General features: G+C 41.5%; 21 protein-coding genes. 9 read left to right on the forward strand and 12 right to left on the reverse strand.

The features are described 5' to 3' along the window. Window positions 1–10: 10 nt before the first annotated feature. Window positions 11–2,815 carry an autotransporter assembly complex family protein gene (locus CF596_RS00465; RefSeq protein WP_096900894.1) on the reverse strand — a complete coding sequence of 935 codons (2,805 nt, stop codon included), beginning with the start codon at window positions 2,813–2,815 and terminating at the stop codon, window positions 11–13. A 172-nt stretch (window positions 2,816–2,987) separates the two neighbouring features. On the opposite strand from CF596_RS00465, the gene CF596_RS00470 reads away from it, so the two are divergent. Both CF596_RS00470 and coq7 read left to right on the forward strand, forming a co-directional pair. After that, a complete protein-coding gene (locus CF596_RS00470; protein WP_096900895.1) occupies window positions 2,988–4,307 on the forward strand; it encodes an MFS transporter in 1,320 nt (439 codons plus the stop codon). A 4-nt stretch (window positions 4,308–4,311) separates the two neighbouring features. Beyond that, window positions 4,312–4,947 carry a 2-polyprenyl-3-methyl-6-methoxy-1,4-benzoquinone monooxygenase gene (gene coq7, locus CF596_RS00475; RefSeq protein ID WP_004973212.1) on the forward strand — a complete coding sequence of 212 codons (636 nt, stop codon included), beginning with the start codon at window positions 4,312–4,314 and terminating at the stop codon, window positions 4,945–4,947. A gap of 315 nt (window positions 4,948–5,262) precedes the next feature. Here coq7 and CF596_RS00480 read toward each other — a convergent pair whose 3' ends face one another. The 8 genes from CF596_RS00480 to CF596_RS00515 form a co-directional block, all read right to left on the reverse strand. Further along, complete coding sequence (locus tag CF596_RS00480) at window positions 5,263–5,700, reverse strand: 2-amino-4-hydroxy-6-hydroxymethyldihydropteridine diphosphokinase (protein ID WP_026438245.1); 438 nt, start codon at window positions 5,698–5,700, stop codon at window positions 5,263–5,265. Next, entirely contained in the window at window positions 5,657–6,037 is a 381-nt protein-coding gene (gene folB / locus CF596_RS00485) for a dihydroneopterin aldolase (protein WP_096900896.1), read from the reverse strand. Before folB ends, CF596_RS00480 begins: the two co-directional genes overlap by 44 nt. 159 nt (window positions 6,038–6,196) lie before the next feature. Beyond that, on the reverse strand, window positions 6,197–7,495 hold the full coding sequence (locus CF596_RS00490) for an AarF/UbiB family protein (protein WP_096900942.1): 1,299 nt from the start codon (window positions 7,493–7,495) through the stop codon (window positions 6,197–6,199). 58 nt (window positions 7,496–7,553) lie between these two features. Further along, a complete protein-coding gene (locus tag CF596_RS00495; RefSeq protein WP_096900943.1) occupies window positions 7,554–8,282 on the reverse strand; it encodes a HesA/MoeB/ThiF family protein in 729 nt (242 codons plus the stop codon). A 163-nt stretch (window positions 8,283–8,445) separates the two neighbouring features. Next, entirely contained in the window at window positions 8,446–9,156 is a 711-nt protein-coding gene (locus CF596_RS00500; RefSeq protein ID WP_004973205.1) for a hypothetical protein, read from the reverse strand. A gap of 255 nt (window positions 9,157–9,411) precedes the next feature. Then, on the reverse strand, window positions 9,412–11,058 hold the full coding sequence (locus CF596_RS00505) for an AMP-binding protein (RefSeq protein ID WP_096900897.1): 1,647 nt from the start codon (window positions 11,056–11,058) through the stop codon (window positions 9,412–9,414). Between the two features lie 276 nt (window positions 11,059–11,334). After that, window positions 11,335–12,471, reverse strand: a complete 1,137-nt coding sequence (locus CF596_RS00510) for an acyl-CoA dehydrogenase family protein (protein ID WP_004973203.1) — start codon at window positions 12,469–12,471, stop codon at window positions 11,335–11,337. Between the two features lie 148 nt (window positions 12,472–12,619). Next, a complete protein-coding gene (locus CF596_RS00515; protein WP_096900898.1) occupies window positions 12,620–13,390 on the reverse strand; it encodes a 3-hydroxyacyl-CoA dehydrogenase in 771 nt (256 codons plus the stop codon). Window positions 13,391–13,532: 142 nt separating this feature from the next. On the opposite strand from CF596_RS00515, the gene CF596_RS00520 reads away from it, so the two are divergent. The 3 genes from CF596_RS00520 (at window position 13,533) to CF596_RS00530 (ending at window position 16,284) form a co-directional block, all read left to right on the forward strand. Then, window positions 13,533–14,558, forward strand: coding sequence for an AraC family transcriptional regulator (locus CF596_RS00520; RefSeq protein ID WP_197704854.1), 1,026 nt, complete (start codon window positions 13,533–13,535; stop codon window positions 14,556–14,558). Between the two features lie 260 nt (window positions 14,559–14,818). Further along, window positions 14,819–15,169 carry a hypothetical protein gene (locus CF596_RS00525; RefSeq protein WP_004973198.1) on the forward strand — a complete coding sequence of 117 codons (351 nt, stop codon included), beginning with the start codon at window positions 14,819–14,821 and terminating at the stop codon, window positions 15,167–15,169. Window positions 15,170–15,372: 203 nt separating this feature from the next. Then, window positions 15,373–16,284, forward strand: a complete 912-nt coding sequence (locus tag CF596_RS00530) for a bestrophin family protein (RefSeq protein ID WP_004973196.1) — start codon at window positions 15,373–15,375, stop codon at window positions 16,282–16,284. A gap of 114 nt (window positions 16,285–16,398) precedes the next feature. Here the strand turns inward: CF596_RS00530 and prmC are convergent, their stop codons facing one another. Together prmC and prfA are read right to left on the reverse strand one after the other, a co-directional pair. Beyond that, complete coding sequence (prmC, locus tag CF596_RS00535) at window positions 16,399–17,229, reverse strand: peptide chain release factor N(5)-glutamine methyltransferase (protein ID WP_096900900.1); 831 nt, start codon at window positions 17,227–17,229, stop codon at window positions 16,399–16,401. Continuing rightward, entirely contained in the window at window positions 17,229–18,317 is a 1,089-nt protein-coding gene (prfA, locus tag CF596_RS00540) for a peptide chain release factor 1 (protein WP_004973192.1), read from the reverse strand. Before prfA ends, prmC begins: the two co-directional genes overlap by 1 nt. 386 nt (window positions 18,318–18,703) lie before the next feature. On the opposite strand from prfA, the gene CF596_RS00545 reads away from it, so the two are divergent. The 4 genes from CF596_RS00545 (at window position 18,704) to CF596_RS00560 (ending at window position 21,897) form a co-directional block, all read left to right on the forward strand. Then, window positions 18,704–19,129 carry a glycine zipper 2TM domain-containing protein gene (locus tag CF596_RS00545; RefSeq protein WP_004973189.1) on the forward strand — a complete coding sequence of 142 codons (426 nt, stop codon included), beginning with the start codon at window positions 18,704–18,706 and terminating at the stop codon, window positions 19,127–19,129. Window positions 19,130–19,374: 245 nt separating this feature from the next. After that, a complete protein-coding gene (locus tag CF596_RS00550) occupies window positions 19,375–19,872 on the forward strand; it encodes a hypothetical protein (protein WP_096900901.1) in 498 nt (165 codons plus the stop codon). Between the two features lie 221 nt (window positions 19,873–20,093). Continuing rightward, window positions 20,094–21,098, forward strand: coding sequence for an LLM class flavin-dependent oxidoreductase (locus tag CF596_RS00555; protein ID WP_004973182.1), 1,005 nt, complete (start codon window positions 20,094–20,096; stop codon window positions 21,096–21,098). Window positions 21,099–21,342: 244 nt separating this feature from the next. Beyond that, window positions 21,343–21,897, forward strand: a complete 555-nt coding sequence (locus tag CF596_RS00560; protein ID WP_004973179.1) for a hypothetical protein — start codon at window positions 21,343–21,345, stop codon at window positions 21,895–21,897. A gap of 114 nt (window positions 21,898–22,011) precedes the next feature. Here the strand turns inward: CF596_RS00560 and CF596_RS00565 are convergent, their stop codons facing one another. Further along, window positions 22,012–22,848 (reverse strand): pyruvate, water dikinase regulatory protein, encoded by an 837-nt coding sequence (locus CF596_RS00565; RefSeq protein ID WP_096900902.1) that lies wholly within the window; start codon window positions 22,846–22,848, stop codon window positions 22,012–22,014. Between the last annotated feature and the right edge of the window lie 55 nt (window positions 22,849–22,903).

The raw sequence follows: 22,903 nt of genomic DNA on the forward strand, positions 1-22,903 counted from the left end.
AGTCTTAAATTTATAGTTGAGAGCCAATAAAGAAATGTAAACGGATTGGATGGTTATCATCTGAAATACCAGAAGCCACATCAATCCGAATTGGGCCAATTGGTGATGCCCAACGTACCCCCAAACCTACGCTATATTCGGTGTCGTTGCTAAAGTCTTTATCGTAAGCATTACCAAAATCACTAAATACTGCTGCGCGCCACCCCTCTTTAAATTGATAGTTATATTCTAATGAACCAACCGCCAAAGCCTGACCTCCAATTTTAAAGCCTTCAATTTGTGGTGTTAAAGACTTGTAGTCAAAGCCACGTAAAGACTGGTCACCACCAGTAAAATAACGCAAATTATAAGGCACTTTATTAAAATCTTCGGTGTAGATATAACCCAAGTCACTGCGTCCGACAAACTGATGATCGTCATTTTCACCCAATGAATAAATAAAACGCCAACCTGCATTTAGAATGGCTAAATCTGCATCGCTGAGCAGTGATTCACTCCCCAGTTCTATTTTATAAATTTGGCGAAAACCTTTGCTTGGGTTAACACGACGGTTACTGTCGGTACGTGAAACTTCATAGCCAAGCAATAACGATTGTTGCTCGACATCACCATTGGCAATAAAGGCATCAGGCACTTTTTCCAAAAATACAGTGCCATCTTCAGTTAAGCGATCCAGTCGATAACGCAAACCAAAAGTATGTTGCCAACTGCCCATTGGGTTTTTAATCACACGGTCTACACCTGCAACCGCAGATTCAATCATCAAGCCGCCACCTTGTGCAACATCGTCACGTTCTTCACGCTCATAACCGCCAACCAACGCGACATAATCATTCAAGGGATGGTTATAAGGAATATTATAACGTCCATCAATGGCTTGACGAATTTGCGAAAGCTCTAAGTTGGCATCGAAAGAGTGACCACGTTTATTGACAATGGCACGGCGATATTGCCCACGCAAACGCACGCCTGTGTCAGTTCCGTAACCTGCACCGACTTCGGCACTATTTAAGCGGTCTGCATTTAAAGTCACAATCACAGGAATTTTTTTGTCTATGCGTGCTTGCTGTTTTAAGCGTTCTTCTTCTGATTGTTTGTCTTCTTGCTGTGCTTGTAGCATGCGCAGCTTATCGTTGCTCGCACCTTCTTCTGTGCCAGCAAATTCAGCATCGTTCACCACAGATTGCGTCACTTCCTGAGATGACGCCACCCGTTTTTGATCGACGACTGTGGCATCGTAAACTGAGATTTTTTGTTGATCGACCAAAGCCTGAATATCAGGTGGCAATTCCAAAGGATGCTCTACAGGATCAGGACGGATCGTATCAACTAAGGTGTAGTTGAAATAACGCGAGTTGGTGAGGTTATTGGCCAAACCATTTACACGCCAAAAAGTATAGTCAGCATTGTCCTGCCAAGTGACCATACTTTGCAGAATATCCATATCCAAAGGGAATTCTTGATTTGGATCGCTCATACGAAATTCAACATTTCCGAGTTTATAACGCTCGCCTGTTTCATAACGTAAATTGATATCGGCTGTATTTTGAGGTTGAGCGACTTTAACGTCATGCAAACGCCAGTAACTGTCAAAATAACCGTTATCTGAAGCGGCATCGGTAATTCGTTTTTTGGTTTGCTCATACAAACCATGATTAAACACATCATCTACTTCTTGATCAGGCAAGACACCAATAACCTGAAATTGTGCCTCGTATTGTCCTTCACCTGTAAATTCAATATTTTGCTGTTTAATCGCCACAGGTGGATTTGGCACAACCTGCACACGCACGCGGCTATCACTGAGTTTTTCAAACTTAAACTCGGCATTATAAAAACCCACCGCCTGCGCAGCCTGATTTGACAACGTACGCAGTTGCGGCAATGCCGATGGAAAATCTGCAAAAGACTCCTGGGTAAAACTGGACAGTTTGGCCTTAATATTGGCACTTAACTGATCTACCGCTGTACGATAAGCATCGGGCGATACCTCTCCAATTGAGTTTTGTGTACCATTGGCGCCTTTTGCGGTAATGACTACATCTGCACTAATACGCGGCACTTTGGCTGTATTTAGCTCACGCGGTGGACGGACTTTATACAGTAAACGTCTGAAAAAACCGAGTTTATCGACATTTTCGACCTGCGTCATCCAGCCCAATTCAGTCATTAAGGTATCGTTAGGATTGGCTTCCACTACAAAATTACTGTCTGCCTGAATATTGGTTATGAGCTGATCGACATTTACAGGCGCTTGATCAATTTGCAGTAGCTCCTGCTGTGTTGCGTCTTGAACCAACGTTTCTGGCACTTGACCATTGCGGTCTAGCATCGCTTCTTGTTTGGCTTGTTCTGCCACCTGAAAAATTTCATTGGCAAGCCCCTGATCTACAGGTGCAATGGGTAAATCTTCTAAGTCTTCAAATTCGATAGGCTGAAATTCAGCAAAAGATGCCCCTGCCTGTTGTTGCTGTTGCAGCATTTCTAGACTATTAAATTCAGGTGTTTGCGCTTGCTCTAAAGCTTCTTCTATTTTTTGTAGATCTTGGGCACTGTCTTTACCTTGTGCTGCTGCCAGTTGTTTAATTTCTTCAGCTAAATTTTGTGCTTCTTCTGTAGTTGGAGTCTGCAGTGATGTAGGATTTTCAGCGAGTTGGGTGTTGGAGTTAGATACCTTAAGACTTTCTGCAAAACTTGAGGATGCAACTAAACCTAAAAACAGACTTAGTCCGAGCTTTTTCGGCATATTCCAGCATAAAATTGCATGCATACTGGAACACAGTACTGATTTTTTAAAGTTTGTATTTACAAGCATAAAAAACTCTAAACTGATTTAATTTTTTGGATAAACCCCAATCAACCCACGTATAAACACTATTTGTTCGATTTTTTCATTAGTGAAATACTTGAAACATCATACATGATTTTCTGTACAATTATATCAAGTGGTCACATTTCTTAATAAAACTAAACGAAGTTAATCACGCATGGAAAAAAATGAACATTTGTTGAGGAGTCGTCGCTTTTTGCCGACGTTTCTCACTCAATTTTTTGGCGCACTCAATGATAACGTGTATAAACAAGCGCTGCTTTTAGTCTTTACCTATGGTCTGATTAGCCAGCAATCTGCAAATGTCAGCACCTTGAACAATTTAGCAGCCTTGTTGTTTATTTTGCCGTATTTTATTTTTTCTGCCACCGCAGGACAATTAGCAGACAAGTATGAACGTGCCCAATTGGTGCGTGCCATCAAACTGCTTGAAATTGTCATCATGCTGATTGGTACCGTTGGTTTTATTTTAGGAAATTTGTGGCTATTGCTGATTGCCTTATTTTTAATGGGCGCACAATCGACCTTTTTTGGCCCAATCAAATATGCCATTTTGCCTGAAGTACTCAAACCGCATGAACTGATGTCGGGCAATGCAATTTTCCAGTCAGGTACATCCATTGCAATTTTATTGGGGATGATTTTAGGCGGTGCAGTGATTTCGGTATCTGCAGGCAATTTAGTCTGGATTAGCTTAACTGTGGTGATTATTGCACTGATTGGCTATGCGTCCAGTCGTTTTGTATTAACCCAGCGTGTGACTGCACCCGAGATTGAAATTGACTGGAATTTTTTCCGCACCAGTTTCCAGACTTTAAAATATGCCAAAAGCCTGCCGATGATTTTTTTGATCTTACTTGGAAACTCTTGGTATTGGTTTTATGGGGCAACGTATTTAACCCAAATTCCACAACTCACTCAACAAAACTTGCATGCTTCTGAAAACGTGGTGAGTTTATTACTGACGCTCTTTTCTGTCGGTATTGGCGTAGGTTCTTTGCTCTGCCGTAAAATAGGCGGTACCGAGGTCAATATTAAAATGGTGCCTATTGGCGCAGTCGGTTTAACCGTCTTTGCTTTTTATTTGGCAGGCACATTGGCTTTTGTACCAGAAAAAACAGGCGCACTACTGGGCTTAGCCGAAGTCTTTCAGCAAGGCTGGAGTTATTATCATGTCATGTGTGCAGTCACTTTACTGGGCATTAGTGGCGGTTTTTACATTGTGCCCTTGTATGCCATGATGCAAGCCTATTCCCCTCGCTCGCACCGCGCACGTGTGGTCGCAGCCAACAATATTTTAAATGCGGTATTTATGGTGTCATCTGCCATTTTTTCGATTTTAATTTTAAGCATTTTAAAAATTGATTTAAAAATTTTATTTAGTATTACGGCTGTTTTAAGTGCTGTTTTCACCTTTTGGCTCTTGTTAAAGCTCAAGCCAATGTTAGATACTGCACAGGACTCTTTGGAGGATTAATTTCATGCGTCATTACACAGGCATCGACAAGTTTATTCATTCATTTGACCAAGCCTTGCGTAGTTTAGTACCTGGCACAACTTCGGCTCAACGTGAAAACCCAGGCAATACGGTTGAAACCAAATTGGCAGTGAGTGAAGCACGTCATGTTGCAGGCTTAATGCGGGTAAACCATAGTGGTGAAGTCTGTGCGCAAGCCTTATATCACGGTCAGGCTTTAACTGCGAAACTGCCCAATGTACGTCGTGAAATGGAACAGGCTGCAATTGAAGAACAAGACCATTTGGCGTGGTGCGAAGACCGCTTAAAAGAGTTAGACAGTCACACCAGTTTGCTTAATCCTGTATGGTATGGCTTGTCTTTTGGGATGGGTGCAATTGCAGGTATTGCGGGCGATAAATACAGTTTGGGTTTTGTGGCAGAAACTGAACGTCAAGTCAGCTTGCATTTAGAACATCATATTAGCCAATTGCCTGAACAAGATGATCGTTCACGTAAAATTCTAGTCCAAATGAATGAAGATGAATTGCATCATCGCGATACGGCGCTCAAAGCAGGTGGTGTAGATTTGCCTGTACCTGTACGTTTGACCATGACTGCGATTTCCAAGCTCATGACCAAGACCAGTTATTATATTTAATGAATTGATAACACTTAAACGCTCACAATTGTGGGCGTTTTTTTATGTCATTGGAATAGAAAACATCTCGATTAAAACGATCAAAAAATAACAGAGAAAGAGCCGATCTTGAGTTATCCCAAGATTTATCCGCAGATTTTGTGGATATTTTTTAAGTGCAAAGCCGTATAAATACAGAAAAATATTGTTTTTGATGGTTTTTCATACAAATATATCAGAAAGATATGACACGGTGATGTTAACCGAAACGAGATCACAGATCACAGCCAAAATTTAAAGATGTGTAGTACGAATCTACCCCTTTTATTGGCTGATTTATTCTTCACAACTCACAATTGGGTAGTCATGCTCTGGATGCACAAAAGCCTCATCTTGCCAAATATCCCACATTGGAATTTTAACATCTAAAGCCAGTGGCAGTTTTTTCGGATTGAATTGCATTTGAGCTAAATTTTCACCCCACGCAATAATATCAATATCCAGCGGAATATCATGCGATGGACGCACACGCCCTGCTGCAACTTCCAATTCTTTGAGGATGATATTCAGCTGCTCAAAGCTTAAACGGCTTTTTAGCAAACAAGCAGAATTCCAATAGTCTGCACCAATCCCATCACGGCATGGAATCAGATAAATATGCGAAAATTGCACTTCACCCAATGCAGCAATTTGCTGATAGGCACTTTTAAACTGACGTGGTGCTTCGCAGTTACTCGCCAAAGCGAGAGCAAAAATCGTTTCGGTGGCGTTCAAGACGAATTCCTACAGAATTGGCTTCTGGAATAATGGCAGGTTTGCGAATGGTGATGGTAATGGATTCAACTGCGGCAAAAGTCGTAAAAAGTGCATCCAATACCAATTGTGCTGCATGCTCAATCAATTTGGGTGCAGCCTGCTGAATCACTTGCGCTGAAACGCTGCAAATTTCTGCATAATTGAGCGTGTCTTGCAACTCATCTGAAGCTGCAGCTTGGCTTAAATTGGTGGCAATGATCAAATCCAACATGAGTGGTTGTTGAATTTGACGCTCCCATGCAAAACAGCCGACGACTGTTTCTACCTTTAAGCCTTCAATGATAATTGCATCCATGACCACACTCTATATTTCATTTAAAATCCTTCTATCTCCTTCTATCCCCTTCTATTGAAAGGGATATTTGCCGTATTTTAAAGCCACGTAAAACTTATAAAAAAGATTGGTGGCTTTAAAATATGCAACCAGAAAGCTTGATTCGACCAATATGGATAATTAATGCTTTAACAACAAATTCGGATCAATGCTTTGTACCATCTGCAATCGTTGATCGGCATAAATATCGGTATAAGGTGCTAAAACGCGCATGAAACGGTCAAAGTACAGCATTTGCTTGAACAGTAAAGCAAAGTCACGCGGGAAACGAATCCCATGACGCTCACCCACAGCAACCATATCAAGCATGATGTCATTTAAATCTGCAGGGTTAGAAGTCAGCAATTCTTGAGGATCAGCCAGCAATACGCCACTAAATAAACGCTCTAAATCTGCTGCCAAAACCTGAGTATCAATTTGCGTGTCAGTCATGCCCATTTTGAGCATATTTTCCGCCATAAGCGTGTAGTTGGTATTTTGCAAGGCATCCATAAAGGCCATACAAGCAGTCCACACTTCAGGATTTAGCTGTCCGACAATACCAAAATCAATAAAGCCGACACGCCCATCTTCAAGCAACATCAGGTTGCCTGCGTGTAAATCGGCATGGAAACTGTTACACATCATCAAGCTACCAAACCATGTATTCATGGCAGTAATCAACACTTGCGATGGATCGTTAGATACTTGTTTCACCACGTCAAAATCGGTCAAAGGTACGCCATACAAACGCTGCATGGTCAATACGCGACGGGTGGAATATTGATGATAGACCTTAGGTGCAGTAGCTTTTTTGTTTTGGGTCAAATTCAGATAATTAATAAAATCATCTAGGTTACGCGCTTCTTCAATAAAATCGACTTCACGCACCATACGGGTTTTGATTTCTTCGACAATATCGGCCAATGACGCAAATTTGACTTTGGGCACAGCTTTTTCGAGCAGTTTAGTCGCCCAGTGCAAGACGTTTAAATCGGTATAGAGAATAGTTTCTACCCCCGGTTTTTGCACTTTAATCACCACATCTTCTCCACTTACCAATTTTGCAGCATGCACTTGTGCGATAGATGCTGAAGCTAAAGGCTTTTCATCTATTGAGGCAAATATTTCATCTAAATTGCGCCCTGCAAATTCAGATGCCAATACTTGCTGCACATAGCTAAACGGTAAAGTTGGAGTTTGGTCTAAACAACCTTGAAACTCTTCGACATATTCACGCGGGAACAATGACGGTGTACTGGCAATAAACTGCCCAAGTTTAATGTAGGTTGAACCTAAAGATTCAAATGTTTCGCGCATGAGTTTGGCATTACTTGGCTTTTCAGTGGCATATTTAATGCCTGCTTTGGCTGCCACTACGGCAGTTTCACCCATGCGAGCAACTGAACGTAAACCATCTAACCAGATATTATTTTTCATCATGTCTGAGTCATATTAAAGTAGTGAGAGTTTAACAAAAAATTGCCAAGTAAAAAGGCTATCTTGCCTGACAAACTGGACAGTTGTGGTCTTGATCAAACGACAATAAGCGTTGTTTCATGCTTAAACCATCCCAAAGTAATAGCTTTTGTTTCAGCGCGGTGTTACCTAAACCCAAGTACAATAAGGCATGATGCGCTTGTAAACTGGCCATGACGTTGGGAGTGGTTGCCAATACGCCACTGTCAGCGCAGCGCAAACTTTCATTGGCATGTTGTTCTTTCGGGAACAGACATTCATAGCAAGCAGAATCACCTTCGACCATGAACATTTGCCCTTGAAAACCAATGGCAGAGGCACTGAGTAAAGGTACATTCAATTGTCGGCAATATTGATTGACCAAATATCGGGTACTGAAATTATCACAACCATCTAAAACTAGGTCTTGTTGGGCAACTAAAGTGCCTGCATTTTGCGCATCTAACAGCGTGGTTAAACAAACAATCTCGATATAAGGATTAATTTGCATTAATCTTTTTGCGAGAATTTCGGCCTTATAAAAGCCTAAATCTGCGGGGGTATAGGCGATTTGTCGTTGCAAATTACTGGTTTCAATCACATCAGCATCAATCAGAGTGATTTTTCCCACGCCTGCACGTGCAAGTAATTCTGCGCTTAAACAGCCAATCCCGCCACACCCCACAACAAGTACGTTGGCCAGTTTTAATTTTTCTTGGGCTTCAATATCCCAGCCATCCAATAAAATTTGTCGGCTATATAGATGCATTTCTGCATCGCTCAATTCCAACTGAGTATCGAATATGCTTTCCAAGAAAATGCCCTATTCTGCAAAACCAAAACGCCAAGTATAACGGGTATTCAAAGCAAACCGCCATGACGGCGGTTGAATTGTTGCGTATTTGAACAGATGGAGATGTGCAACGACTTGCTTAAAAGTGCATCCGCATGCCTACGTTATAAGTAACGCCATCGGCATCGCCTATATATTCATTATAATAGGCAATTCCACCATTCCAGTAACATGCCGTATTCCCGACTTTGTCTGAGGTTGTCCCATCTTTACAGGTGGTATTCGAGGTGCTGTCATATAACCATTTATAACCGGCAGTGGCGTAAATCGAGAAATCAGGAACAAAGTTCAAACCGACTTCTACGCCCACAGGTAAAGTGACAAAATTGACATCATTGGCAAGCAGCTTTGAACTTGCGCCGCTATAACCTAGACCTGCGTATGTATTGAAATAAAAACCATGATAGCTGATCAGGTTTAAATTCCCGCCCATATTGAATTCATAATAATCCAAATCGTATTCATTGTTTTTTAAGAATTCCAATCTGCCATAAAAACCTGAGCGATGTGGCGTGGTGGAAACACCCAAAGCAAAACCATCTAGTTCTACTGTATCGCCACTGTCAAAATCTGCTTCAAAATTGGCGTATTCGGCAAAGACTGCATAATTTTTTTGTGGCGTTTTTGCTGCTGGATAGCTGGAATAGGCTGTACTTTCAGCAGTTGGCGCTGGGTTCCAGTTTTGTGCATAACTGCCAGAGGCACACAACAGTAAAGCTGCGCCCATCCATATCGACTTCGTAAATATCCGCTTTGACGGCTGCGTGAAATTTAAATGAGCTGTTACCATGATGTTCTCCCCCAATATGTATTGCGCTGCCTACATGCTTTTATCGTAATCGAAGTACATGCAGCCTTGTTCATTGTGTCAGCATAAAGTTGAAAATATCACATCACCAATATGATGCACACATTTTCTATCGATTGAGTTCGTGCTTGCATAATCGGGTGGTTTAAATAAAGAATACAGATTTAAAAAAACGCCAATCTGTATGAATGGCGTTTTTCTTATGGCGCAATAATTAACAGGGCCTATTGGCTGAATTTAGCTCACTTTTTTAAAAGCATTTTGTTTTGCAATTTCTTGTTGCTTCAATAAATTACGCTGAATTTTTCCACTGGATGTTTTAGGCAAACTGCTGACAAATTCAATTTCTTTAGGATAGGCATGTTTCGATAAGCGTGAACGCACATACTGTTGCAGCTTTTCCTGCAATGCAGTGCTTGGTTGATATTGATTTTTTAACACCACAAAGGCTTTTACCACTTCTGTACGCTCTGGGTCTGGCTTACCAATTACTGCGGATTCAAGCACTTCCTCACATTCAAGCAAAGTACTTTCTACATCAAAAGGCCCGACACGATAACCCGAAGTTGTAATGACATCGTCTGCACGACCAATAAAATCAATCCCACCAAATTCATTTAAACGTACCGTATCACCCGTTAAATAATACTGTCCCACAAATGATTTACGGTCATCCCCATCGTAACCTTTGAACCACATTAAAGGCGATTGTGATTCATCCAGTGCAAGTGTGCCAATTTCGCCGTGAGCGACTTCCTGATGCTGTGCATTTAAAACCGCGAAACGATGTCCGGGAATAGCATAACCCGCAGAACCTACTTTTTTCTGATGTTCCAGTGCATGATGATTGGCAATCACCATCCCCAATTCGGTTTGTCCATATTGATCATAAATATTGACTTGTAAATCATGCTTAAACCAATGAATCACTTCTGGTGTGAGCGGCTCGCCTGCACTGCTAACCACACGCAGATGTCGTTGAATATCACCATCAAACTTTTCTTTAAAACCAAAGAACATTCTAAATGCGGTTGGTGAACCTGTTAAATTACTCACCTGATATTTACGGATAATTTCCAGTGCATGATCAACACTAAATGGACGTTCATCCATAATAATGCTATGCCCCAAACTCAGTGGCCCTGTAATACCGTAATACAAGCCATAAGCCCAACCAGGGTCGGCTAAATTCCAAAATGAATCTTCTGCTCTTAAATCGACTGCATGCTGCATATAACCTTTAAATGCCACAATGGCTTTTAAAGGCACAGGTACAGATTTAGCTAAACCCGTAGTGCCTGATGTAAACATCATCAGAAAATCATCTTCAAAACTGCGATACACGGTTTCAAAGTAAGTGTCTTGAGTGCTTAGAACTTGCCAAAAATCTGTATCATGGTTTTGAGCTAGATTTGCTGCGTCCACAGTTAAAATTTTCACATTAGACAAGGCATTTAGTTTTAGACGCTGCTCAGTATTGGTCACAATGAGCTGCGTCTTTGCAGTTTGAATACGGTGCTCAATCGCTTTAGATTCAAAGGCTGTAAATAAAGGCTGATACACTGCCCCAATGCGCCATGTGGCAAAAACCGTAATTAACAATTCAGGCGTACGCGGCAATAATCCTGCAATACAATCACCTGCTTTTAAGCCCAGTTGAGTAAAATAATTTGCCAATTTTCCAGATGCTTCTGCCAGTTGATCAAATGTCCACGATGCAGTTTGACCGTGTTTGCCCTCCCAAATTAAGGCAGTTTGTTGAGTACCCGTATAGCGTCCGCAACATTCTTCATAGGCATTAAGTGCCGTTGGCGTTCCTGCCAATTGGGTTTGAATCAGTTGCTCAATATCAAACTGTTGATATGCCTCTTGCAAAGTTTTCATTCTTTTAAGCTCCGTCTTAAACTGATGACACTGCAATTCATTTGCAGCAATATGCGTTATTGTTTTAACCGTTTTTACAAGTTAGGATTGAATCGCTCTTTAAAATTTAAATTAGGTTTGCTGTGTTGAAGTCGATCATGCAACGCAATCACGACATGATCTTCGCGTATTTTTCAATCAAGTTAGCTAAACATGATTTGAACATTTTCTCAATTTCCACATCCTGCAATAACCTTGCAAGCTTTGGACACCGACTAAAGTTTTAGATACTCAGCTTTAACGCTTAGTCACTTCACGTGCAATCACCAAACGCTGAATATCGGATGCACCTTCATAAATTTGGCTAACGCGCACATCGCGGTAAATACGTTCAACTGGGAAATCAGATACATAGCCATAGCCCCCATGTATTTGAATCGCATCTGAACACACACGCTCTGCCATGGTTGAAGCAAAAAGCTTGGCCATAGATGCTTCTTTTAAACACGGTAAGCCTGCATCTTTGAGGCTTGCGGCATGTAGAATAAGCTGTCGTGCAGCTTCAATCTGTGTTGCCATATCTGCCAAGCGAAACGCGACTGCCTGATGTTGCACAATTTCAACTCCAAAAGCTTTACGCTCATTGGCATAGTCCACGGCTGCATCTAAAGCTGCTCGCGCCATACCCACCGATTGCGCGGCAATACCAATACGCCCCGACTCTAAATTAGAGAGTGCAATTTTGTAGCCTTCACCTTCTTGCCCCAATAGGTTTTCTGCAGGAATACGGCAGTTTTCCAACACGATGGTGGCGGTATCGGAACAGTGCTGTCCCATTTTGTCTTCTAAACGTGCCACGATATAACCTGGTGTGTTCGTCGGGACTAAAAAGCAGGAAATGCCTTTTTTACCCGCAGTTTTGTCCGTTACAGCAAAAACTAAAGCAACATCTGCATATTTGCCTGTGGTGATAAACTGCTTGGTGCCATTTAAAACCCAATCCTCGCCATCTTTTTCAGCTTTACATTCAATCGCGCTGGCATCAGAGCCGACTTGTGGTTCAGTTAAACAAAAGCAGCCTAACCATTCGCCTGTTGCCAGTTTAGTTAAATATTTTTGTTTTTGCGCCTCTGTGCCGTAGCGTTGTGTAATTCCGCATGGCAATGAGTTTTGCACACTCACAATCGTTGAAATTGCACCATCACCCGCAGCAATTTCTTCTAAGGCTAAAACGAGAGATACATAATCTAAACCTGCACCGCCCCATTCTTCTGCAACGGTCATGCCCAAAGCACCTAGCTCACCTAGTTCTTTTAACTCCTTTGCAGGGAATTCAGCAGTTTTATCACGTGCTGCTGCAGTTGGTTTAAGCTTTTCCTGTGCATAACTGCGCAGCATATCCTGAATCATTTTTTGTTCATGGCTTAAAATCATGGTGACCCTCTGTGTATATGGTAGATGTTGTTTTTGTCAGGAATGCGCTCAACATCCTTGTGCTGTATTGCAACGGTTTTTTAGTATCCAGTTTTTCAATACTTGAATTTTTGCTTAGGCTATTTTATGGAGATAGCATCGTCATAACTTATTTCGGTTGCATACGAATTGCGCCATCCAAACGAATCACTTCACCGTTTAAATAACCATTTTCAAAAATATGACCCACCAATTGCGCAAATTCTTCAGGCTTTGCCAAACGTGGTGGAAATGGCACCATTTGCCCTAAAGCATCTTGCACATGCTGTGGAAATGCTTTCAGCATCGGGGTTTCCATAATACCGGGGGCAATCGTCATCACCCGAATGGCTTCACGTGCCAATTCACGTGCCAAAGGCAGCGTCATCCCCACAATTGCACCTTTCGATGCAGAATACGCACTTTGTCCAATCTGCCCATCAAATGCTGCAACCGAAGCAGTATTCACAATCACGCCACGTTCTTCTTCATTGGCGGCTAAGTCATATTTCACCATCAGTTGTGCCGCAAAACGAATCATATTAAAACTGCCCGTGACATTAATATTCAGCACTTTTTGGAACATCGCCAAATCATGCAAACCATCACGTCCCAAGACTTTGGCAGACGGTGCGATGCCTGCACAATTCACCAAACCATTTAACTGTCCGTATTTTTGCTCAATATGGTTAAAAAGCTGCTGTACTTGGTTTTCATCGGTCACGTCTACAGCTACGAACTCTGCATTTTCGCCCAATTGCTGTTGAAGCTGCTGCCCAAGTTCTTGATTCATATCAACCAAAATAACTTTTGCACGTTGCGCAACTAAATGTTGTGCAGTCGCAGCACCTAAACCCGATGCACCACCCGTGACCACACAGACTTTTCCTTGAATTTTCATTTTATTTTCCTTATAAATTTTCAGGTTGATACAACTTAAGAAGCAGATTAATCACACTCAAGCTAGAGTACAATTTCCAAACCCTGCATCGATTATGATGTATTTGAACACTCAACTTGTAAATGGAATACCACGCCATCCCATGAATGCAACTCAGCTCACTTATAGCAAAGGTACAATTTCAATTGCTTTAGTCCATGAAGCTTTGCATACTGCACAGCAACGCAGTATGGATACGCATGCGATTTTGCAGACGGCGGGTATTCCTGTAGAGCTTTTACATTCCAACAAAGCGAGGGTGTCAATTCTGCAATATGGTCAATTGTGGATTGCACTGGCAGATGCCATGAACGATGAATTTTTTGGCATGGACAGCCATGCTATGCGTCGTGGCAGTTATCAACTCTTGTCTAAATGGGTGTACCAAGCAGAGCATTTAAAGGCCGCATTACAGGACATTTTAAATTTCTTTAATTTAATACTGGATGATTTTTCAGGTGAATTAAACGTAGATGGTGAATATGCAATCTTAACCATTCACGATAAATATCAAGTGAAACCGATGTTTAGTTATGCCACATATTTAATGCTGATTCATGGCTTGATGTGCTGGCTGACAGGACAACGTATTGCTATCTTAAACATGCAACTCAAATGTGCTGCTCCGCAGGATGATGCTGATTATCGTGTCCGTTTCTGTGACCAAATTGAATATGCGTGTACAACGCATAAGATTTATTTTGAGGCAAAACATCTTGATTTAAAAATCAAGCAGGATAAAAAAAGCTGGAAACGCTTTTTAAAACAAACGCCTTTTAATCTTTTAGTGCGTTATAAAAACCCACATGCGCTGAGTCATAAAATTCGTAAACAATTAATGCGATTGCCGCCGAGTGAATGGTTAGAGCTGAACGAATTAATCCAGCATTTCAATATGTCTGAAGCGACGTTCCAACGGCGTTTAAAGCAGGAAGGCACTAGCTATCAGCAATTAAAAAATGAAATCCGTCGAGATACGGCAATCGAATTGTTGAGCAAAACCCAACAATCACTTCAAGAGATTAGCGATCAATTAAATTTCCATGATCCTAGTGCTTTTCATCGTGCCTTTAAGAAATGGACAGGGGTCAATCCTGGGGCATATCGACAATATACTGAAAGCACATAACTGAACGCTCATAATTGCGTGACTTATCACCTACTACTCAGCCACTATCTTGTATATTTTACAAACAACTTAATTATAAAAGAAAACTCAAAGCTGTGATTTCAAGGTTTAGCAGTGAACTGGTCGTTCATCGGCACAGCATTGTCAAAGTATTAAATTTAGTTTACTTTTCAATCAATTTAAAGCATAAATTTTATGCAATTCGGCTGTCATACTCCCCCTGTAATATTAAATGTACGAGCATCTTTGGAGGTTTCCCCATGCTTAAGATGATGGATGTACTTGAACACAATCTAGTTCAAAATTTCTCTCACTCCCTCAACCAAGCTTCTGAACAATTAGATGAATTACTCAATCAAAGTATTCTAAATACCTCAGAAGAGCAGTTACGTAATGTCATGTCTGCGTTTTTCAAACGTGAAGATGCACTTGAAGCAGCGCAAGCCCTAGATATTTGCCAAGAAGATTTACAATCTTTGCAAGCGGGTTTGGCTCTCAAAGATGAACACCTGTGCGATACCGCTAAAATTGTTGCGCTATGTTTGGCTTTAGAAACAGACAGTTTGGCACAAGTTGAAATTCCTGACTGTTTGCAAGATTACCCGATGTAAACTAAAACTTCGGGTATTCATTTGCTGAAAGTATTTAAAAAGTGATGTCTTCATGGCATCACTTTTTTATTGGCTGTTGCAATAATAAATAAGAAAAATTGACTTTAAGCCGCTTGCTGCTTTTTGAATCAAAAGCTAGCTATCATCTTGCCAAGCGTTGTTTGTCTATGAAACACTAAGGACAGCTTCAAGGATGCATCAAGATGATTATTCGCAATAAAAACAACAGTTTTACCCTACTGTTTGCATGGTATGGGACAATTTTACCCACGGTCTTACCTGCACTTGCAATTGTGGTCTTCCTTTCTACGGTCTTAGTGTATTTGTCTTCTCACCACTTTTTTCAAGTGCCGAGCGTACCAGCCATTGGCTTTACCATTTTCGGTATTATTTTGTCTATTTTCCTCAGTTTTAGAAATAACGCCAGTTATGAACGTTGGTGGGAAGGTCGAAAATTGTGGGGGACGTTAATTGCAACATCACGGCATATTTCACGTGACTCATACGTACTGCCAGATCAACAGCGTCGGGTCTTGATGTATCGGGTCATGTTGTTTAGTAATTTATTGCGTAACCGTTTACGCAATCAAAACCAACCTATCGATTTTTATCAAAACAAAGTCAACCTCACATCTGCAGATTATGAAGCATTATTTCCGCATATTAATGCCGCACAGTTTATTTTAGAAAGCATTCAAAAAGAGTTAGTCAGCGCACTGAAAACAGGTGAAATTTCCGATATTATTTATCAAGGCTTGAATCAACATATTGTTGAATTGGGTAATGTGCAAGCAGGTTGCGATCGAATTCTCAGCACACCCTTGCCTTTTTCTTATTCAGTCTTGTTACACCGCACTGTGTATTGCTTCTGCTTTATTCTGCCTTTTAGTTTAGAAGCAAGTTTAGGAATCTGGACACCAATTTTGGTGGGTTTAATTGCCTATTTATTCTTAGGTTTAGATGCTCTCAGCGAACAACTTGAAGAACCTTTTGGCCTGCAAGACAATGATTTACCGCTCAACTCCATGGTGCGATTAATTGAACGGGAAATGCTGAGTTCACTTGGCGAAGAACTGCCACCTGCAATTTTGGCAGTGAAAGGCAACCTAAGCTGACATCAGTTGAGTTGAGGCTCATAAATTGGTCTTGCACTTAAACTTTGCTAATCATTCGTCTATGTTTGCAAGCTGATAAATAGATCTCACAAGATTTTTAACTGATATAACACATCAGCCAGCAAGCCATTGTGCTAAAGTCACCCGATCATTGCCTGCATAATCTTTGACTGTACGAATGTCAGAAAAACCGTGTTCTGCAAAAATCGCTTGCACTGCTAAAGCTTGGTCATAGCCATGCTCTAGTGCAATCCATCCATTTGCTTTCAGCCAGTGCTTACCCTGCGAAATAATCTGCAGAATATCTGCCAAACCCTGATCTGATGCCACCAATGCACGTTCAGGCTCTGCTGCCAAAGCAGACATGTGTGCATCATTAGCATCTATATACGGCGGGTTAGATACAATTAAATCAAAACGTGGCTCGGCTGCTGAACCCAATGCCTCAAACCATGCACCACAGGCAAATTGCACCTGATTTAAAGCATGCTTGCTTGCATTTTCTTGAGCAACTGCAAGCGTTGGCAGGTAAATATCGGTTGCGGTTACCTGCCAATCTGGACGTTCAGATGCTAAAGCCAAAGCAATCGCCCCTGTACCTGTGCCTAAATCGACAATTACAGCATCACGTTGTAATGACAAAGCCAACACAGTTTCGACCAAAACCTCGGTATCAGGACGTGGCACCAAAGTATCGTGCGTGACTTTTAAATCCAGTGTCCAAAATGGCTGTGAACCTGTGATATACGCCAAAGGCTCGCCTGCTGCTATACGTGCCAAAGCCTGCACATACATCTGCTCTTGCGCGGCACTCAATTCCTGATCTGCACGATATTTTAATTCAAGCGCACTGAGTCCTAAAAAATGCTCTAACAACCAAATATTTTCTTGACGCTCATAGCTATCGACTTCACCACGTAGCGCCAAGGCTTGTGCAATATTCATTAACCACCGTTTTGCTGAGCAAGCATCGCCAACTGATCTGCCTGATATTCACGATGCAGACTATCTAGTAGTTCAGTTAAATCACCTTCCATCACCGCATCCAACTTATATAAAGTCAGGTTAATACGATGATCTGTCATACGTCCTTGCGGATAGTTATAGGTACGAATACGCTCAGAACGGTCACCCGAACCCACCAAATCACGACGCATTTCTGAAGTTGCTGCATCTGCTGCAGCACGTTTGGCATTTTCCAAACGTGATGCCAACAACGCCATCGCTTTCGCTTTGTTTTTATGCTGTGAACGCTCTTCCTGACATTCCACCACAGTACCCGTCGGAATGTGGGTTATACGCACTGCAGAGTCGGTTTTGTTAACGTGCTGACCACCCGCACCCGAAGCACGATAGGTATCGATACGCAAATCGGCAGGGTTAATATCTACCGTGGTGTCTACATCTACTTCAGGTAAAATTGCCACAGTACACGCTGATGTATGCACACGACCTTGCGATTCAGTCGCAGGAACACGTTGCACACGATGCGCACCACTTTCAAACTTCAAACGGCCATACACGCCTTCGCCATTCACCAAGCAAATGACTTCTTTATATCCGCCGTGTTCACCTTCATTTTCAGATAAAATTTCGATTCTCCAGCCCTGACTTTCGGCATATTTGCTATACATGCGGAATAAGTCACCCGAGAAAATCGCGGCTTCATCGCCACCTGTCCCTGCGCGAATCTCCAAATAAGCCGAGTTGGCATCATTCGGGTCTTTTGGAATCATTAAAATATTTAAGTCAGCTTCAAGTTGCTGAATCAGCGCTTTATTGTCTTTAATTTCTTCTTGCGCCATTTCCTTAAAGTCAGGATCAGACAACATTGCTTCGGCTGTTTCAATATCGGCTTCGGCTTGTGTGTATTGTGACCACACTGCCGTAATTTCGTCTAAATCACTGTGTTCGCGTGATAATTGACGAAAACGCTTGTTATCTGAAATCACTTCAACATCTGCCAACAAAGCAGTCAATTCTTCATGGCGGTCAGAAAGCTGATCTAATCGTAAACGTAACGATTCTTTCATTGTTTAAAAAATCTCAATGCAAAGGCTGTTACATGCAACACGCAGCACAGCGAAATAAAAAATTGCGCATAGTTTACCGATTCTACCACCCAAATAACATCATTATTAAGTCTGTACGATGTTTGAAATGCCTATCTGCAGATGTTCTAGCAGTATTTCTGCTTGATGATGCTGTGCATTGCGGTGAATGTACAACTCACCAAGTACCGCAATTAGCATCCGCATTTGGACATTTTTTTAGCAATTTTAATCAAACTCATACAAAGCCCACACCAAAGAACACCAATCTCGTCTGCACTCTCCACATTTTAAAAGCGGCGCTTTGTTAAATTGAGCCCATCAAAATTGATCATAAATAAGTCCTATAAATGGACATGGAGTTCAACATGAAACTTAATGCAATGTTAATGACAGCAGCTTTAGCCACAGCTTCAATGCTCAGTGCCAACGTTTATGCAGACAATACTACGCGCGTTGCCGCAGCCAGTGCTTTAGGCAGTGTTGCAGGTACAGCTATTGGTAAAAATATGGGTGGTACTACGGGTGCAACACTAGGCGCTGCCTTAGGCGGTGCTGGTGGTGCAGCCGTGGCGAGTGATAAGCGTCATCGTACTGAATCTGCAATTGGTGGTGCTTTGGGTGGTGGTGCGGGTTATACCGTAGGTAAAAATATGGGCGGTACCAATGGTGGTTATATTGGTTCAGCTTTAGGTGCAGCAGGTGGTGCAGCACTCGGCAATAAAATCTCGAAAGATAAAGAATATGACCGCTATCAAGAACGTAAATGGAAGAAAAAACGCAACCGTCGTTAATCTTGAACGATAGGCATAGAGCAGCAAAAAAGCATCAACACAGGTTTGATGCTTTTTTATAGGATTAATTTTTCTTCATATATCAGTTCAAAAAAACGACCATAATCAATATGAAGAAATTTAGCAGTGCAATTACAAAGTCTTTACCAAACTTTGCAGATTTACCTCATTGCCCTTCACGATCTTTGCCATCTGTTTCTATATCTTCATTACAAAACATATTAATCAATATTTGGAGCATCCGCATGAAACTTAATCGTATTTTATTGGGTAGCGTTATCGCAAGTTCTGCCTTGCTTATGAGTACTGCGTATGCAAACGATACACGTGTTGCCGTAAGTTCTGCCTTGGGTGGTGCTGTCGGAGCAGCAATTGGTCAACAAATGGGTGGACAAACAGGCGCGATGATTGGTTCAGCCATTGGTGGTGCGGGCGGTGCTGCAGCTTCTGCCAATAAACGTGACCGTAACGGTGCCATGATTGGTGCTGCCTTGGGCGGTGCAGGTGGATATAGCGTTGGTCGCAATATGGCAGGCAACAATGGTGGCTATGTCGGTGCAGGACTCGGCTCTGCAGGTGGTGCAGTATTAGGTCAAAAAGTTAGTGAAGACCGTCGTGATGATCGTTATGACCGCCGCTATGATAGCCGTGGCTATCGCTACAATGACTACCGTTATAATGACCGTTACCGCAAAGACAATGGCTTACATTTAGGTCACTATAAAAATGGTAAACGTCGTTAATTTCTCACGATACTTCTAACAATCAGCACCTTCGGGTGCTTTTTGTTTGCTGACTACTTGCTTGGATAAATGTTTTTTTATAAAGCGTGCTTTTTGGATGAATGTCGCGCGTTGTTAAATGGCAATATCTCATGACTCGCCCATATATCGAAAATTTTCGATATACAAAATCAGTGCAGCATCGTATGATAAAACTCTCTTTAATCAAGCTGGAATAAATGATGCGTTCCCTGCAAGACACAAAATTTGCCATTCTTGAACTCGCACCTGTACGTGATGATCAATCAGTACAGTTTTCACTGCATCATGCACTTGAATTAGCACGACACGCAGAACAACTCGGCTATGACCGTTTGTGGTTGGCGGAACATCATAATATGGATGGCATTGCCAGCTCAGCAACCGCAGTTCTTTTGGGTTATTTATTAGCAAATACGCAAAAAATTAAACTCGGTTCTGGCGGTATTATGCTCCCCAACCACGCACCGTTAGTGGTCGCTGAACAGTTTGGAACTTTAGCGACTTTATATCCTAACCGTATTGAACTCGGTTTAGGTCGCGCACCAGGCACAGATCAAGTGACCATGCGTGCGCTGCGTCGTGGGCGACAGGAAACTGAAGATCAATTTCCGCAAGATGTTTTAGAAATTTTGCATTACTTTAAAGATGCTGAACCACAACAACGTATTGTTGCTACGCCAGGACAAGGGACACACGTTCCTGTATGGTTGCTTGGTTCAAGTTTATTTAGCGCACAACTTGCTGCAAAATTAGGACTACCCTACTCATTTGCCTCACACTTCGCCCCGCGTATGCTTGCTCAAGCCATTCAGTTATATCGTGACAATTTTGAGCCTTCAGAATATTTAGAGCGGCCTTATGTGTCTATGGGTGTGCCAACAGTGGTTGCAGATACCGACCAAGAAGCAGAATTTTTGGCGACTAGTGCCTATCAGCGTGTTTTAGGTTTAATGCGTGGACAAAGCCTAAAACTCAAAGCTCCAGTCGAAAGTATGGATGGCTTATGGTCACCTGCAGAAAAAATGTCAGTTGATAGTTTTTATGCCATGGCGCAAATTGGCTCAAAGGCGACTGTCAAAGCAGGATTGGAAAACTTATTGGCGAAGTATGATGTCGATGAGTTTATTTTTACCTGTGACATCTATGACACAGAAAAACGCTTACATAACTTTGATTTGCTCATGCAAATGAAGTTAGATACTTAATTAGCTCCGACCTTGTAGTTCTATTAAGCTACAAGGTTTCATCAATTAAAAACATTTAAAATAAATAACTTAAATCCGTTTTCTTGTTCTCTTTCGCTTAAATCTCAGTAATCTCAGTTGAATTAATTTTCAATCTTTAGGAATGACTGGCTCGCCTGCATAAAAGACTTTACCAAACAGTACTGCCCCAACAAAATAGAGTAAATGTTCTAATTTATAAAATGAATATATCAAGAGATTCAGCATGGTCAGTCCTAAACACGACGTACATAGACACGCTTTTCAAAACTGCTTGGCAGATTTTCAAGAATTCCAAGGCGAATGCATTCCTGCAACTGAAATCAAACAGCATGACTTCACAGGTTTACGCGTTGCAGTTATTGGTGCAAATCAGGACAGCGTGGCACAACTCGATAGAATTTGTCAGCAAGCAACATCTGTTCAAGTCTTTCAAATTGCACCGCATTTTGTCCTGCCAAGTACAGAACGTGGCATCCATCGCCTAATTAGCCATCCTTTGGTGTTTAAAAATCGACGTTTGTTTAATAACCGCGTCAAAAATATTTTGGCTTTACGCTTTTTAGATGCTCAAGTCAAAGACACGTGGCTTAAACGTCAACTCACACCAAACATTGCAGATACACATCAACGCTATTTTAAATCTGATCATTATTATTCAGCTTTACAACGCGAAAATTGCCATTTGATTACTTGGCCAATTGTCAAAGTCTGTGCACATAGCGTGCATAGTATTGATGGACAAGAACATCCAATTGATACCATTATCACTACATTTTAAGTCACACTAAAAGCATTATCATTTAAATAAATAGTAGCTTGATTTTTATTCTATTTAAATCCAATAAAAAAGAGCCAAAATAAAATTTTGGCTCTTTTAATACATATAGTTTCATTAACCAATACGACGTTTTAAACCTGTCATTTGTAAAACACGTGTTGAAATTTCTTCAATCGACATTTCTGAAACATTTAAATATTTAATCCCTTCTGAAATATAAATACCTTCAATCGCACGTAATTCCATTTGGCATTGATTAAAACTTGCATAACGGCTATTGGCTTTACGTTCAGTACGAATTGCCACAAGGCGTTCAGCATCAATCATCAAGCCAAATAACTTATGTTTATGCGGCTTTAATACGGCTGGCAAACGGTTGTCATCGAGGTCTTCTTCAGTCAATGGATAGTTCGCCACACGAATCCCGAACTGTAAAGAAAGGTAGATGGAAGTTGGCGTTTTACCCGAACGCGACACCCCAATCAGAATCAGATCGGCCTTGTCGTAATGGCGTGTACGTGCGCCATCATCGTTATCTAAGGCAAAATGCACCGCATCAATACGTGCCTTGTAAGATTCAGAATCTGTTACGGCATGCGTCTGCCCGACCAAAGTGGTTGGTGGTGTTCCTAACTCTTCAGAAAGCTTACTAATTAAGCCTTCAAATACATCTAAATTAATTGCTTTGGCAGTGTTGATAATGTCACGCACATATTGGTCAACCAAGGTATCAAACACCAAAGGTAATTGACCATCAGTTTGTGCTCGGGCATTAATCTCTGCCACCACATTCATAGCCGCTTCTTCAGACGTAATATAAGGATGAATATGAATATCAAAGTCCACATTTGGAAATTGCGCTAAGAGTGAATGTCCAAGGGTTTCAGCCGTAATTGCAGTTCCATCGGAAATAAAAAAAACACTCCGCTTAATTTGTTTACCATCTGACATTAAAATTCTCCTTAAACATTTGTCTTAGTGCTATATAATCTTTATAGTAAACCGA

It is taken from the genome of Acinetobacter sp. YT-02 (assembly GCF_002412355.1).
Lineage (GTDB): Bacteria > Pseudomonadota > Gammaproteobacteria > Pseudomonadales > Moraxellaceae > Acinetobacter > Acinetobacter towneri.

Excerpts from the sequence above, each read along its gene's own strand:
- CF596_RS00550 (WP_096900901.1), top strand. The coding sequence starts at position 19,375 with ATGAAACTTAATCGTATTTTATTGGGTAGCGTTATCGCAAGTTCTGCC.
- coq7 (WP_004973212.1), top strand. The coding sequence starts at position 4,312 with ATGCGTCATTACACAGGCATCGACAAGTTTATTCATTCATTTGACCAA.
- CF596_RS00560 (WP_004973179.1), top strand. The coding sequence starts at position 21,343 with ATGGTCAGTCCTAAACACGACGTACATAGACACGCTTTTCAAAACTGC.
- CF596_RS00465 (WP_096900894.1), bottom strand. The coding sequence starts at position 2,815 with ATGCTTGTAAATACAAACTTTAAAAAATCAGTACTGTGTTCCAGTATG.
- prfA (WP_004973192.1), bottom strand. The coding sequence starts at position 18,317 with ATGAAAGAATCGTTACGTTTACGATTAGATCAGCTTTCTGACCGCCAT.
- CF596_RS00500 (WP_004973205.1), bottom strand. The coding sequence starts at position 9,156 with ATGGTAACAGCTCATTTAAATTTCACGCAGCCGTCAAAGCGGATATTT.
- folB (WP_096900896.1), bottom strand. The coding sequence starts at position 6,037 with ATGGATGCAATTATCATTGAAGGCTTAAAGGTAGAAACAGTCGTCGGC.
- CF596_RS00515 (WP_096900898.1), bottom strand. The coding sequence starts at position 13,390 with ATGAAAATTCAAGGAAAAGTCTGTGTGGTCACGGGTGGTGCATCGGGT.
- prmC (WP_096900900.1), bottom strand. The coding sequence starts at position 17,229 with ATGAATATTGCACAAGCCTTGGCGCTACGTGGTGAAGTCGATAGCTAT.
- CF596_RS00490 (WP_096900942.1), bottom strand. The coding sequence starts at position 7,495 with ATGAAAAATAATATCTGGTTAGATGGTTTACGTTCAGTTGCTCGCATG.
- CF596_RS00545 (WP_004973189.1), top strand. The coding sequence starts at position 18,704 with ATGAAACTTAATGCAATGTTAATGACAGCAGCTTTAGCCACAGCTTCA.
- CF596_RS00565 (WP_096900902.1), bottom strand. The coding sequence starts at position 22,848 with ATGTCAGATGGTAAACAAATTAAGCGGAGTGTTTTTTTTATTTCCGAT.
- CF596_RS00470 (WP_096900895.1), top strand. The coding sequence starts at position 2,988 with ATGGAAAAAAATGAACATTTGTTGAGGAGTCGTCGCTTTTTGCCGACG.
- CF596_RS00505 (WP_096900897.1), bottom strand. The coding sequence starts at position 11,058 with ATGAAAACTTTGCAAGAGGCATATCAACAGTTTGATATTGAGCAACTG.
- CF596_RS00525 (WP_004973198.1), top strand. The coding sequence starts at position 14,819 with ATGCTTAAGATGATGGATGTACTTGAACACAATCTAGTTCAAAATTTC.
- CF596_RS00510 (WP_004973203.1), bottom strand. The coding sequence starts at position 12,471 with ATGATTTTAAGCCATGAACAAAAAATGATTCAGGATATGCTGCGCAGT.
- CF596_RS00520 (WP_197704854.1), top strand. The coding sequence starts at position 13,533 with ATGAATGCAACTCAGCTCACTTATAGCAAAGGTACAATTTCAATTGCT.
- CF596_RS00530 (WP_004973196.1), top strand. The coding sequence starts at position 15,373 with ATGATTATTCGCAATAAAAACAACAGTTTTACCCTACTGTTTGCATGG.
- CF596_RS00555 (WP_004973182.1), top strand. The coding sequence starts at position 20,094 with ATGCGTTCCCTGCAAGACACAAAATTTGCCATTCTTGAACTCGCACCT.
- CF596_RS00495 (WP_096900943.1), bottom strand. The coding sequence starts at position 8,282 with ATGCATCTATATAGCCGACAAATTTTATTGGATGGCTGGGATATTGAA.